At 40.0% G+C, this 13,381-nt stretch carries 11 protein-coding genes and 2 pseudogenes; 4 read left to right on the top strand and 9 right to left on the bottom strand.

Features of this window, described 5'->3' with window-relative positions:
* Together LOC50_RS11320 and LOC50_RS11315 are read left to right on the top strand one after the other, a co-directional pair.
* Positions 1-1,041 carry a type IV pilus twitching motility protein PilT gene (locus tag LOC50_RS11320; RefSeq protein WP_013465851.1) on the top strand — a complete coding sequence of 347 codons (1,041 nt, stop codon included), beginning with the start codon at positions 1-3 and terminating at the stop codon, positions 1,039-1,041.
* Positions 1,042-1,050: 9 nt separating this feature from the next.
* Positions 1,051-2,181 (top strand): PilT/PilU family type 4a pilus ATPase, encoded by a 1,131-nt coding sequence (locus LOC50_RS11315; RefSeq protein ID WP_036980184.1) that lies wholly within the window; start codon positions 1,051-1,053, stop codon positions 2,179-2,181.
* Between the two features lie 52 nt (positions 2,182-2,233).
* On the opposite strand, the gene ruvX is transcribed toward LOC50_RS11315, so the two are convergent.
* The 6 genes and pseudogenes from ruvX to LOC50_RS11285 form a co-directional block, all read right to left on the bottom strand.
* Positions 2,234-2,683: a Holliday junction resolvase RuvX gene (gene ruvX / locus LOC50_RS11310; protein ID WP_013465849.1), complete on the bottom strand. Its 450-nt coding sequence runs from the start codon at positions 2,681-2,683 to the stop codon at positions 2,234-2,236.
* Positions 2,684-2,700: 17 nt separating this feature from the next.
* Positions 2,701-3,258 (bottom strand): YqgE/AlgH family protein, encoded by a 558-nt coding sequence (locus tag LOC50_RS11305; RefSeq protein ID WP_013465848.1) that lies wholly within the window; start codon positions 3,256-3,258, stop codon positions 2,701-2,703.
* 135 nt (positions 3,259-3,393) lie between these two features.
* Complete coding sequence (gshB, locus tag LOC50_RS11300; RefSeq protein ID WP_013465847.1) at positions 3,394-4,344, bottom strand: glutathione synthase; 951 nt, start codon at positions 4,342-4,344, stop codon at positions 3,394-3,396.
* A gap of 66 nt (positions 4,345-4,410) precedes the next feature.
* Entirely contained in the window at positions 4,411-5,145 is a 735-nt protein-coding gene (gene rsmE, locus LOC50_RS11295) for a 16S rRNA (uracil(1498)-N(3))-methyltransferase (protein WP_069439861.1), read from the bottom strand.
* A gap of 71 nt (positions 5,146-5,216) precedes the next feature.
* Positions 5,217-5,686 (bottom strand): annotated as a pseudogene (locus LOC50_RS11290) (hypothetical protein).
* A gap of 77 nt (positions 5,687-5,763) precedes the next feature.
* Positions 5,764-6,657, bottom strand: coding sequence for a DUF350 domain-containing protein (locus LOC50_RS11285; protein WP_036980180.1), 894 nt, complete (start codon positions 6,655-6,657; stop codon positions 5,764-5,766).
* A gap of 78 nt (positions 6,658-6,735) precedes the next feature.
* On the opposite strand from LOC50_RS11285, the gene glnE reads away from it, so the two are divergent.
* Positions 6,736-9,531, top strand: coding sequence for a bifunctional [glutamate--ammonia ligase]-adenylyl-L-tyrosine phosphorylase/[glutamate--ammonia-ligase] adenylyltransferase (gene glnE / locus LOC50_RS11280; RefSeq protein WP_036980179.1), 2,796 nt, complete (start codon positions 6,736-6,738; stop codon positions 9,529-9,531).
* A gap of 64 nt (positions 9,532-9,595) precedes the next feature.
* On the opposite strand, the pseudogene LOC50_RS11275 reads toward glnE, so the two are convergent.
* From LOC50_RS11275 to tolC, 3 genes and pseudogenes are all read right to left on the bottom strand, one after another.
* Positions 9,596-10,169: pseudogene (locus tag LOC50_RS11275) on the bottom strand (toxin co-regulated pilus biosynthesis Q family protein).
* 37 nt (positions 10,170-10,206) lie between these two features.
* A complete protein-coding gene (gene lpxL / locus LOC50_RS11270; protein ID WP_250653238.1) occupies positions 10,207-11,130 on the bottom strand; it encodes an LpxL/LpxP family Kdo(2)-lipid IV(A) lauroyl/palmitoleoyl acyltransferase in 924 nt (307 codons plus the stop codon).
* A 107-nt stretch (positions 11,131-11,237) separates the two neighbouring features.
* Positions 11,238-12,584 (bottom strand): outer membrane channel protein TolC, encoded by a 1,347-nt coding sequence (tolC, locus tag LOC50_RS11265; RefSeq protein ID WP_248473772.1) that lies wholly within the window; start codon positions 12,582-12,584, stop codon positions 11,238-11,240.
* Positions 12,585-12,742: 158 nt separating this feature from the next.
* On the opposite strand from tolC, the gene LOC50_RS11260 reads away from it, so the two are divergent.
* Positions 12,743-13,369, top strand: a complete 627-nt coding sequence (locus tag LOC50_RS11260; RefSeq protein WP_250653237.1) for an NUDIX domain-containing protein — start codon at positions 12,743-12,745, stop codon at positions 13,367-13,369.
* Positions 13,370-13,381: the final 12 nt, after the last annotated feature.

Below are 13,381 nucleotides of genomic sequence, written 5' to 3'. Positions count from 1 at the left end.
ATGGATATCACCGAATTATTGGCATTTAGTGTGCAACATAAAGCATCAGATTTGCACTTATCATCAGGGGTATCACCTATGATACGTGTTGATGGCGATGTGCGACGTATTAATATACCAGCACTTGGAGATAAAGAAGTCAGCAGTCTGGTTTATGACATTATGAACGATAACCAGCGTAAGGACTATGAGCAAAATCTCGAAGTGGATTTTTCTTTTGAAGTCCCTAATTTAGCACGTTTTCGTGTAAATGCCTTTAACTCTAATCGTGGCCCTGCTGCTGTGTTTCGTACTATCCCGAGTGACGTACTCACTCTTGAAGATTTAGGCGCACCTGAAATATTTAAACAAATTTCAGATAACCCACGAGGCCTAGTGTTAGTCACAGGCCCTACAGGTTCAGGTAAGTCGACCACGCTTGCGGCGATGGTCGATTACATTAACCAAACTAAGCATCATCATGTGCTGACTATTGAAGATCCTATCGAATTTGTTCATGATAATAAACTCAGCTTAATTAATCAGCGGGAAGTTCATCGTGATACACATAGCTTTTCTAATGCACTACGCAGCGCACTTCGTGAAGACCCTGATGTTATTTTGGTTGGTGAGCTACGAGACTTAGAAACTATTCGCCTTGCTATGACCGCTGCGGAAACGGGTCACTTGGTGTTTGGTACTTTGCATACGACCTCTGCACCTAAAACCATTGACCGTATTATTGATGTATTCCCTGGCGAAGAAAAAGATATGATCCGCTCTATGCTCTCTGAGTCATTACGTGCAGTTATTTCGCAAACACTGATAAAAAAAGTAGGGGGAGGGCGAGTGGCTGCACATGAAATTATGTTGGCAACGCCTGCTATTCGTAATTTAATCCGTGAAGATAAAATTGCACAAATGTACTCATCAATTCAAACCGGTGCGTCGCAAGGCATGCAAACCATGGATCAATGTTTAACAAGCTTAGTTAACCGTGGCATTATCACTCATTCAGCGGCATATACAAAAGCGCAAGATAAGACACAGTTTAGCGCTTAAGGAATTATTATGACTTTATCTTTAAATCACTTTTTACAAATAATGGTCGACAAAAAAGGCTCTGATTTATTTGTATCGAGCCAACTTCCTATTAGCGCTAAAATTAACGGCGAGTTAACTCCTCTTAATGACGATAAATTAACAGATGAGCAAGCGCTGGAATTAGTCGAATCAGCGATGAGTGAAAAACAAAAAGCAGAGTTTCATAACACTAAAGAATGTAACTTTGCGGTTGCAACTAGCGAAGGGCGCTTTCGTATTTCGGCTTTTTGGCAACGCGACAGAGCGGGCATGGTTATTCGCCGAATCGTCACTAAAATTCCCGACGTTAAAGAGCTTGGATTACCTTCTGCATTGACCGATGTGATTATGTCAAAGCGCGGACTCGTGTTATTTGTGGGTGGTACGGGAACCGGTAAATCAACGTCTTTGGCGGCACTTATTGGGTATAGAAATCGCAATCAACGTGGCCATATTTTAACCATAGAAGATCCGATTGAATTTGTGCATGAGCATCAAAAAAGTATTATTACCCAACGTGAAGTGGGTTTAGATACTGAAAGCTTTGAATCAGCACTTAAAAGCTCTTTGCGCCAAGCGCCTGATGTTATTTTAATTGGTGAAATTCGTTCGCAAGAAACCATGGAATATGCGTTGAGCTTTGCAGAAACGGGTCATTTATGTGTTGCCACCCTGCATGCTAACAATGCTAACCAAGCGATTGACCGTATTATGCATTTGGTACCAAAAGAAAAGCACGATAAGCTTAAATATGACTTAGCATTAAATTTACGCGCTATCATTGCTCAGCAACTTATTCCGACCTCTGATGGGGAAGGGCGTGTTGCTGCCATTGAGGTATTACTTAATACGCCAATGGTCAGTGAGCTAATTAAAAACGGTAATATTGGTGGTATTAAAGAAACCATGGCCAAATCAACAGAGATGGGCATGCAAACCTTTGACCAAGCGCTGTTTGAGCTTTACAGGCAGCAACGTATTAATTATGCCGATGCGCTGCATCATGCGGATTCGCCAAATGACTTACGCTTGATGATTAAACTACGTAATAACGAGCAGCAAGGCGCAGGCTTTTTGCAAGGTGTGACCATTGATGGCCTTGATGACAAAGGCATATGACCTAGATACAAAAAAAGCGCCTTAGGCGCTTTTTTTATGTGGGTTAAGTGCTTTATTCACCATAACTGGCTTCAAAAAAACTCTCTAGAATGATCACCGCAGACATATTATCTACGTTACCTTTACCTAAATTTTTATAGCCACCACGTTCAAACAACCGTGCCTTTGCATCTGCAGTCGTTAAGCGCTCATCTTGAGTATGAACTGCAATGCCGTAATGGTTGTGCAAACGATTAGCAAACTTTTTAGCTTTAAAGGTAACCTCTTGTGAGGTGCCATCCATGTTTAGCGGTAACCCGACAACCATTAAATCGGGTTGCCACTCTTTTACTTGCACTGCAATGTCATCCCAATTAGGAATGCCATCTTGGGCTTTCACCGCTTTTAAGCTGGTAGCGCTGCCTGTGAGCTCTTGACCAATAGCTATACCAATACTCTTGGTACCAAAATCAAATCCCATAACTGTACGCTCACCTTGCGGCTTTACTGTTTTTTTAGTCATGTTTATCTTTTATGTTATTACGCATGTCCGGCTTCGGGGCTTAATTGGCCAATATCAAAACCAAGCATAGAGACTGCCATTTCCCAGCGTTTTTCTACTGGAGTATCAAAAATTATCTTAGGATCGGCTTTAATGATCAGCCAGCTATTATCTAGTAGCTCTTGCTCTAATTGACCTTGTTCCCAACCGGAGTAGCCTAAAGTAATAATAAATTGTTCGGGTGCTTGGGCTGTGGTTAACGTGGCTAACACATCTTTTGAGGTGGTGATCATAATATCACTGCTCAACTTTTGGCTTGCCGAGTACCCAGGTTTAGGTGAATGTAGCACAAAGCCACGGTCTGTTTTTACCGGCCCGCCAGCAAACACAGTCACTTGCGCAGCATGTTGAGATTTATCGTTATCAATATCAATTTTGTCGAGTAACTCACCTACGGTGACATCAATCGGCTGATTGATCACCAATCCCATAGCGCCTTCTTCGTTGTGTTCACAAATATAAGTGACGGCACGTTTAAAAAAAGGGTCTTGCATTGATGGCATTGCGATTAAAAAGTGATTTTCTAATGACTGCATAAGTTTTACCCTTTTAGTTATTGAATCTTGAGTATGGCATAGTCCCATGTTTTAACACTAAAAATTTATTCGAGTTTTCAGCGATGACACAATAAGCGTCATCGCTTTATATCTTAGAGGTGGTTCAGTGATAATTTATTTATTAAGCTTTTTCTCTATGGCGTCAAATAAAATGCCGGTAATTGAAATATCGTAAGCGGCTTCAATTTCTTTTACGCAGGTTGGCGCTGTTACGTTAATCTCAGTTAACTTATCACCAATAATATCTAAACCTACAAATATTAAGCCTTTTTCTTTCAAAGTAGGGGCGACCGCCTTTGCAATCTTAAGATCTGATTCGCTAATTGGGCGTGCTTCGCCACGACCGCCTGCGGCTAAATTACCGCGTGTTTCGCCATTTTGTGGAATACGCGCTAAGCAATAAGGAATCACTTCACCATCAACAACCAATACGCGCTTATCGCCTTGAGTGATCTCTGGGATATAATTTTGCGCCATGGCAAAGCGGCTACCATGCTCGGTTAAGGTTTCGCATATTACGCCTATATTAGCATCATCGGCTTTTACTCTAAAAATAGAGGCGCCACCCATGCCATCAAGCGGTTTTAAAATAATATCTTTATGCTGGGCTAAAAACTCACGGATTTGTTTTTGGCTGCGCGTTACTAATGTATCTGGCGTGTGTTCACTAAACCAAGCTGTAAAGAGTTTTTCATTGGCGTCGCGCAAGCTTTGTGGTTTATTAATCACTAATGTGCCTGCTTGCTCTGCACGCTCTAAAATATACGTTGCGTAAATATATTCAGTATCAAAAGGCGGATCTTTACGCATTAAAATAACGTCTAAATCAGCCAGCGCTATGGTTTCTTTTTCTTCAAGTTGGTACCACTTTTGAGCGTTATCAAAAACTTGAGCTTTGGCTGCAGTGGCGTAGGCATTGCCTTGACGCAGCGATAAATCATCCATTTCCATGTAGTAAATTTCGTAGCCACGGGTTTGTGCTTGCATCATCATTGCAAAACCGGTGTCTTTTTTAATATTAAATCCACTAATAGGATCTGAAATAATACCTAACTTAATTGCCATGCGCTGTGCCTTAATTTATGTGTTTTTTACAACTGTAATCTTGATATGTGGGTGCTTTTAGTTATTTCAATTAGCTAAATCGCCAAATTGTAATTGCAGTGCACTTAAAACGGTTAACGCTGCTGTTTCTGTGCGAAGTACTCGCGGACCTAAGCGAATATCTACAAATTCTTGTTGTTTAGTTTGCGCCATTTCATCATCGGTAAATCCCCCTTCAGGGCCCACTAAAAATCGCACGCCACCATCAGGAACAGTAATGGTTTTAATGCTGTGCTCGGCGCGCGGGTGTAAGGTTAATTTAATTGCATCGGTTTGCTGTTCAAGCCAGTGTTTTAAATCTACGGGAGGATTAATGGTTGGTACAAAGTTGCGCCCGGACTGCTCTGCAGCAGCAATGGCTATTTTTTGCCATTGCTGGTGTTTTTTTTCTAGGCGGTCGCCACTGAGTTTTACGCCGCATCGCTGGCTAAAAATAGGTGTTATTTCAGTGATCCCTAATTCAACCGACTTTTGAATGGTAAAATCCATTTTATCACCACGAGATACACACTGGCCTAAATGAATCTTTAATGGCGATTCAACGTCATGAGGATTAAATTCGAGGGGCATAACAACCACGGTTTTTTTACTCACTTCAATAATTTCACTGAGAAATTCACCCCCTTCACCATTAAACATAGAAACCTGTTCGCCCACTTTCATACGTAGCACACGACCTACATGGCCTGCAGCGTCATCGTCAAGATTTAAAGGGGTGTTGAGAGCAATCGGTGATGATTGATAAATATGGGGCACTCGCATGGCAAATCACTTTTTTACATAAGAAGTTATATCCCTCTATGGTAAGTAAGCAAAGGCTTGGGTGCAATTATTTATTTTTCATGTTCGGGGGTTAAAAGCGCTGTTAACTCTTGTGCAGTTTGAGCTGTGTCTGTATCACACGATAAATGGTTTGAATGGCATTCATCTTTTATGAGCTTAATTTCATAGCCTTGATCTGTTTGAATAACCATATAGCGTTTTTCATGCCGTGAGTTATAAATAAAGCGCTGTGTATCATCGGCGAGCAAGTAGTCTGTTTGGTTAAACAGTACCCTCAGAATATTGTGGTGTTCGTGTAGGTAGCTGGCCAGCTCAGAAATGCTTATTTCGTTTTCAATATCGCAATAGCAATAACCTTTAACGAGTTCATCAAATATCATTTTAACCAGTTTTTGGGTATTAGCCCCAGCGATAACGATGTCTTTTTTAGCTGGAACATTTGTATTTATATAGTGTTTAATGAATGGCTAAATTCGTTGCCTATATCAATTAAGAGATAACTCGCTGTTTTTATTTCCATATGCCTAAAGTCCCTGTTAATTTACCAGACTATTAAATAGGGACGTTTAGTAACGGCTTAATTTAACCAGTTTGGTACTAAATTGAAAACATACTTATAAGTAAGTAACCAATAGCACAAAATACAGCAAATTCAATACACGCAATACCAATATTATCTTGATGATCAACCTCAAGTGCGGTGTCGATATTAGGCATTGAAATAATTTTTATAATATACGTTAAACAGTATAGTAACAGCCACATCACACCGCAATGCATTACCAAGGTAAATAAGTTTTCTACCATTTTACCATTTTGAAATGCCGCACTAGATAAACCAGCATACGCCGCAAGTGCTAATCCAATTGACTTACCCGCATAGCGAATACCAATAGAGGTATTTTCTAAGCCAAAATTACTTTGCAATGAGGCGCCTTGATTTGCTTCAGCAAAGCGGTATTCACGTATTTTACTGTCCAAAGCAAACATTCCTTGCAACACAAAAAAGCTTACTGAGGCAATTAATAAATTACTAAACCCCTGAGTATGTGTCCATGTATATAAACCCAGCGCTAAAATACAATTGGCAATAAGCATCCCCGAGTCAACCAGCGCAGCACAGACGTTTTGCTTTAGTATTGCGGCTTCCTCATTAAAGCGGCGTAATATCCATTTACGATGGATTAAATGCCCCATTTTTATAAATGAAAAGAGCAGCACAATTAACAAAATCACTTTTAATGGATTTGATTGTGCGGTGCTAATACTAATTTCATCAAATAAAAACGCCATGGTGGCTATAACAACAGATATTTCAGAGGCAAAACTAATCCCCATTGCAAAGTTATCATGCTGCGCCAACTCTTCTTTAAGTGCTTGTTTTGCTTTTATTTGAGTAACAATTCTTAAACTGATGATGATGACACAAATAACCACAAAACTAATAGCAATCGCAACTAAACTAGTGTTAGATAATGACAAATATGACATGGTGTTCCTAAATAGATTTACCTTGATAGGTTTTTAACCATTCTAGTATGGTTATTGGTGAGATAAAAGAGGGTATTGATGAGTAACGACACGCAGCTTCCTATTGAATTACAAAAACTCGGTGAAACACGCTTTGCCGCGCTGTACCCAGAGCAACAAAACCAGCAGCAGATAATACGGCTATTGGCGTTAAGTGATTTTGCTTGGCGCAGCTTAAGCTCTCAACCTGCGCTACTGTCTTGGTTACTGTGTGAGCACGAAATTAAAAATAGAGAAATTTTAGACCCTTTTGCACAGCTAGATATAACTAAAATAGAAGAGAGTGAGTGCCATAAGTTACTGCGCCAATACCGAGAAAAATACTGGTTAAAGGTGGCTTTTTTAGATTTATGCTGCAAAAACCCAATTGAAAATAGTATTGAATATATTAGTGAACTTGCTGATAAACTGATCGACAGTGCTAATCAATGGGCTTATAAAAATGTCGCTAAAACCAATGGTGAGCCATTAGATGAGCACAACAACCCGTTACCGTTAATGGTATTAGGAATGGGTAAACTAGGTGGACAAGAACTCAATTACTCATCTGATATCGATCTTATTTTTGCATATCCTCGCAATGTTAAAACCCAAGGTGGGCGTCGCTCGCTTGAAGCACCTGTCTTTTATACTAAAGTTGCCCAAAAGCTAATTACAGCACTTAATCAATGTACGGTTGATGGCCAAGTTTTTCGTGTAGATATGCGTTTGCGACCATTTGGGGAAAGTGGTCCGTTGGTAATGAGCTTTAATGCCATTGAAGATTACTACCAAGAGCAAGGGCGTGATTGGGAGCGCTACGCGATGTTAAAAGGGCGCTTAATTGGCACGCCTAACATTTATTGGCAGGAGTTTAATACGTTATTAAAGCCTTTTGTGTATCGCCGTTATATTGATTTTTCGGTTATTGAGTCGCTAAGAAAAATGAAGCTTATGATTGCCCAAGAGGTGCGTCGTAAGCGCTTAACCAATAATATTAAGTTAGGTGGTGGTGGCATTCGCGAAGTGGAGTTTATTGTTCAGGCTTTGCAAATGGTGCGAGGTGGCAGAGAGGCAAACTTACAAACGCAATCTTTATTAATGGCATTAAAAGAGTTAACACTAAGCCAAGTTATTGATGAGCTTGAAGCTAAAGATTTAAAAAGCAATTACTTATACTTACGCAAAGTAGAGCAATACCTACAAATATTTGATGATCAACAAACACAAACACTGCCCGATGATGAGCTAAATCAACAGCGACTCAATGTGTTGCTCGCTCAGGCCGATTTTGCTGCAACGCTTGTGAAAATAGAACATGTGATGAGCCAAATACATAACGAATTTACACAGGTTATAGGCGAAGAAACTGAACCACTTGATACCTGTGAAGGGGCGTTTATTAGTGCTTGGGATCACGGCGATGTTAGCTTTTTAAATGAGCTCAGAGATGAATGGCAAACACCATTACACGACTTTAAACAACGAGTTTCTAAAGCTAAAGTCGGCAATCGTGGGCGCGATATTCTTGATAAATTAATGCCTGCATTACTTAAACAGTTAAACGACTTTAATGCCAGTGCTAGCGCCTTTGCAACGGTATGCCAAATATTAAATAAAATTATTTCGCGCACCGCTTATCTAGAGTTGCTGTATGAAAATCCAGGAACGCTAAAACAATTGGTTTTACTTTGTTGCCACAGTAAATGGATTGGCGAGCATATTTCATTATACCCCATTTTGCTCGATGAACTTATCGACCCAGCTGTGCTTTACAAGCCAACCCCATTAACTGCGTATAAAGATGAAATAAGGCAGTATTTTTTACGCATTGAACATGACGATTTAGAGCAGCAAATGGAAGCGCTGCGTCAGTTTAAGCAAACCCATCAATTACGCATTGCCGCAGCTGATGCGACGGGCGTTATTGATGTAATGAAAGTAAGCGATCACTTAACAGCATTGGCTGAAGCTATAGTCGATCAGGCTGTAAATATTGCGTGGTACCACTGCGTAAAACGCTTTGGTATGCCACCTAACACCGATGATGAAAACAAGGGGTTTGCGGTTATTGCGTATGGTAAAACTGGCGGTTTTGAGGTGGGTTATGACTCTGATCTCGATTTAGTCTTTGTGCATAACCATGATGGTACAAGCTACACCAATGGTGATAAAGCGATTGACTCAAGGCAGTTTTATTTAAAACTCGCACAACGATTAATGCATTTATTTAATACCCGTACCGCCTCAGGTATTTTATATGAGTTAGATACTCGTCTGCGTCCAGAAGGTGCATCAGGGCTATTAGCTATTAACCTAGAAAGCTTTAATCATTATCAGCAAACGCAAGCATGGACATGGGAGCATCAAGCCCTGGTTAGAGCCAGGCTGATTTTAGGCCAGGCTGAATTAGTAACACGGTTTGCACAAATTCGCGCCGAGATATTGTGCCAACAACGTGATGAAGATACTTTAAAGGCAGACGTGATTAAAATGCGCGAAAAAATGCGTGCCCATTTGGCTAAAGGCAATGCGCAGCAATTTGACTTAAAACAAGATGTAGGTGCCATGACCGATATTGAGTTTATAACGCAATACTTGGTATTAAAACATGCCCATGAGTTTACCCACTTATGCGATAATTCTGACAATGTGAGAATTTTAACTGATGCGGCTAAAATTGGCTGTATCAGCGATATTCAAAAACAGCAGCTTATTAAAGCGTATATAGACTATCGCTCACGCTATCATGTATTGAGCTTAGACCAGCAAGGTCGCTGCGTTAAACGCGAAGAGTTTAGTGAAAATATCAATAATGTTAGCACTGTTTGGAAGGCAATATTTGGGCTAGATTGAGCAATTTAATGTTATGCGCTCAGCAATATTTGAGCGCATATCAACAAAATTAAACCCAATGTAGTTAATTGCTTAGCTTTAAACAGTTTGAGCGTACAAATTCAGACGGTAGCTCGGTAATAACCGCTGCACGTTGTTCAGGGCAGAAAAACGCATACACTTCATTTGAAAAGTCATCATTAATAGAGCGGCTAACGCGGTATAAAGCGGAGTTAAAACTGCTATCTATACGAAAGTGATCTTTTATTACGTAATCTTTGTCTAAGTACCACATTAAAGTAATACCTTCGTTATTAGCGTATTGGGTCAGTACAGTACGCAAGGTTGAATCACGTTGAAAACGACGCGGGCCCTACTTCTCCGCTCCAATTTAAAGGCATAGGCTCTACTACAAAAGAGCGTTGGTTTAGCGCTCTATCAAGGCTAAGGTCGGGTTTTTCGAGTTCAATTATAAATTTGTGATTGTCTTTATTGACAGAAACTCTATTTCGAATTGATGCATAAAACCGCGATAACCCTTCGGCCGCAGCGTTATTGGTTTGTTGATAATTAAATGACGACGAACCATTTAGTAGAAAATAGATGGCTGCACCAATTAACAATAAAGCTAAAAGTATATATCTAATCCAAAACCACATCGCTGTCACTCGTCTTTGTTATTTTAGTAACCCATCTTTAATAAAAAGAGGGGGCGTCTTTATCGGGTCGTGTTTTAAAGCGTCTATGTAGCCACATATATTGTTCAGGGGCGGCATTTATTGATTGTTCCATGCGCTGATTAACACGTGTTACATCGGCTTTATCATCGCCGCTCGGGAAGTTTTCAAGCTCAGGCACGATTTCTAAGTGGTACTTTCCGTTGTTATCCCTATAAGCAATTAAGCTCATTGTTTCGCAGTTTTTACTACCTGCAAACATTAGTGTACCAGTGGTGGTTGCTGTATCGGGTACTGCGTAAAAAGGCACAAACTCACAGCGGTTACGGCCATAATCCTGATCGGGTAAGTAATAACACAGTTTTTTATTTTTTAATGATTTTAATAATCCTTTTACGTCTTTTTTTCCAACCATGTATTCATTAGAGCGAAGACGCCCATTGGTGGTAAAGTATTCCATAAGCGGATTATTATGTGGGCGGTAAAAGCCAATACCTTGGCACTTCAAACCCATTACACGACTTGTCATTTCAAGGTGAAGTATATGTGGAACAAGTAATAAAACGCCTTTTCCTGATTGTTGTACGCGCTCAAAGTGCTCAAGCCCTTTTATTGATCCCAATACTTTTTTGACCCGCCATTGTGGCCACCACCAAGCCATACCGGTTTCAACCATAGCAATACCGGTATTTTCCATATTTTTAAGTACCAGCTGTTGTTGCTCGGCTTCGCTCATTGTGGGGAAACAGTGTTTAATATTAACTTCAGCAATATGCCTTCTGCGCTTCATATATTTATGAACCAAGCGTCCTAGCTGCTTACCCATAGCTAATTGTAGTTTTTGCGGTAACCATGAAATGAGATATAAAAATAAGACACCAATCCAAGTTAGCCAATAACGAGGACCTAAAAAAGAGGCTTTAAAAGGGGATGAGTTGACCACAAAAATTTCTCTAAAAAATAAAAGGCTAGTTTAACGCTATGCGCTCAAAAATACAAAAAGCCAGCAAAAAGCTGGCTTTAGTAATTATTTATAATGAAGTCGTGTGTTTAGTTAACGGTATTTAAACCTTGGTTTATACCCACTAAGTCTTCGCGGCTTAATGTGCCTGTTGCTTGTTTTAGACGAAGCGTTGACACAACATAGCGATAACGCACATCAGCAAGATTACGCTTTGCGTTGTATAAATTTTGCGTACTGACGAGCACATCAACAATGGTACGTGTACCCACTTCAAAACCCGCTTCCGTGGCTTTTAATGCGCTTTGTGCTGAAATAACCGCTTGTTCAAGCGCTTTATAGGTCGCAATATCAGATACCACTTGGTTATAAGAAGTAATAACAGAGCGAGTTACTGCGCGATAATCCGTTTCAAAATCTTGGCTCGCAGCAACGTAAAATGCACGTGCTTGATCTGTTGCAGCAACCGTTGCGCCACCTGAGTAAAGTGGTACGCTAAAGTTAAGTCCAACAGATGTTGAATCTGAACGAGGCTGGTCGCCATTTAACTCACTATCTGTTAATGAGTCGCCGTAACTAGCATTTAAAGTTAGTTTTGGGTAATGCCCTGCTTTAGCAAGTTCAATTTGCTCTTTAGCGATATCAACCGTTATTTTTGATACTTGCAGATTTAAGTTTTTGTCTTTCGCTATTTTAACTAAATCCGTTGCAGGCGTACTTGGCTTAACAGTAGAAAATGTTTCGGTGTTTAACATATCTAGCTTTGCGTGGTACTTACCAGTGATCTCACGTAGCTGCTCACGGGCTGTTTCTACCGCATTATTAGCAATGATCTCTTGCGCTACTGAGTTATCAAATTGTGCTTGTGCTTCATGTACATCGGTAATAGCCGTTAAACCTACAGCGTAACGTTGTTTAGTTTGTTCAAGTTGGCGCTCAATGGCACGTTTTTCAGCTTGTACAAATTCAAGGTTATCAATAGCGCTTAATACGTTAAAATAGCCTTCAGCCACACGTACTATTAAATTTTGTTTAGCAAAATCGTACTGGCCACTAGCTTGAAGTGCTTGTTTGTCGGCTATACCTAATGAATTCCATGCGCCTAAATCAAATAACGTTTGGCTTAAGCTAATACCACGAGAAAACTCGTCGTTTTCAGCATTAATTTTATCAAGAGAAGATAAATCCTCAGATTGTCTGAAGGAAGTTGAGTCAGACTTTGTGTAACTCATAGTCAAGCCAATTTGCGGTAATAGTGCGCTCATAGCGCGATCGCTTTGGTATGATTGAGCATCAGCTTGGGCTTTTGCTTTTAAAACGGTAGGATCGTTGGCTGTTGCGATTTCAAAAACTTGAAGTAAATCTTCAGCATTGGCTACGGTTGAGCCCAATGCGCATGATAAACTAACCAGTGCTGCAAGGATGTTCTTTTTCATGTGATGTTCGGTCCTTAGACAATTTTTGTACTAGTAGCATGTTAACCTGTTTTACTTAATAACTAAAAAAAAAATTAGTAAAACAACGTTCTCAAGTGTAACAGAATATATACCTAAATGACGTTGATGTATTTGCACCCTCAAAAAGGAAAGAATAGATGGCGAATAAAAGTCGTATTAAATTTACCCATGACGATGTGAGATTAAAACCAATTGAAAATTTGTATGATGGTTTTTTTAAAATAAACCTTTATCAATTTAAGCATGCCTTATTTGCGGGTGGAGAGTCTGAGGTAATTCGTCGAGAAATTCTTGAACGCGGAGATGCGGTCGCAGTTTTACCTTATGACCCAGTAACTGAGCAAGTGCTGCTAATTGAACAAATTCGAATTGGCGCAATTAAAAGCAAACACACGCCTTGGCTGTTAGAATGTATAGCGGGCATGACCGATGGCAGTGAAGATTACGAGTCGGTTGTTAAAAAAGAAGCGTTTGAAGAAGCTGGGCTTAATTTAACAGAACTTGAGTTTATGTTGTCTTACCTTTCAAGCCCCGGCGGTACTACAGAGCGTTTGTTCTTATATTTAGCTCACGCCGATTTAAGCCAAATGAGTACTGGCATTTATGGGTTAGAAACCGAAGGTGAAGATATTAAAACCCATATTATGCACTTAGACGAAGCACTTGAGCGACTCAATCGTGGTGAAATAGATAATGCGGCTACGGTAATTTGCTTGCAATGGTTAGCACTAAATCGCGACAGAATACGTAAGAAGTGGGCATAGTTTTTAATTTTT

Origin of the sequence: Pseudoalteromonas sp. SCSIO 43095 (genome assembly GCF_023650455.1) — a bacterium.
Lineage (GTDB): Bacteria > Pseudomonadota > Gammaproteobacteria > Enterobacterales > Alteromonadaceae > Pseudoalteromonas > Pseudoalteromonas tetraodonis.
The sequence above is the reverse complement of the archived record's forward strand: the minus strand, read 5'-3'. Positions and strand labels throughout refer to the sequence as shown.

Coding starts and splice junctions, on each gene's coding strand:
- LOC50_RS11320 (WP_013465851.1), top strand. CDS start 1: ATGGATATCACCGAATTATTGGCATTTAGTGTGCAACATAAAGCATCA.
- LOC50_RS11315 (WP_036980184.1), top strand. CDS start 1,051: ATGACTTTATCTTTAAATCACTTTTTACAAATAATGGTCGACAAAAAA.
- ruvX (WP_013465849.1), bottom strand. CDS start 2,683: ATGACTAAAAAAACAGTAAAGCCGCAAGGTGAGCGTACAGTTATGGGA.
- LOC50_RS11305 (WP_013465848.1), bottom strand. CDS start 3,258: ATGCAGTCATTAGAAAATCACTTTTTAATCGCAATGCCATCAATGCAA.
- gshB (WP_013465847.1), bottom strand. CDS start 4,344: ATGGCAATTAAGTTAGGTATTATTTCAGATCCTATTAGTGGATTTAAT.
- rsmE (WP_069439861.1), bottom strand. CDS start 5,145: ATGCGAGTGCCCCATATTTATCAATCATCACCGATTGCTCTCAACACC.
- LOC50_RS11285 (WP_036980180.1), bottom strand. CDS start 6,657: ATGTCATATTTGTCATTATCTAACACTAGTTTAGTTGCGATTGCTATT.
- glnE (WP_036980179.1), top strand. CDS start 6,736: ATGAGTAACGACACGCAGCTTCCTATTGAATTACAAAAACTCGGTGAA.
- tolC (WP_248473772.1), bottom strand. CDS start 12,584: ATGAAAAAGAACATCCTTGCAGCACTGGTTAGTTTATCATGCGCATTG.
- LOC50_RS11260 (WP_250653237.1), top strand. CDS start 12,743: ATGGCGAATAAAAGTCGTATTAAATTTACCCATGACGATGTGAGATTA.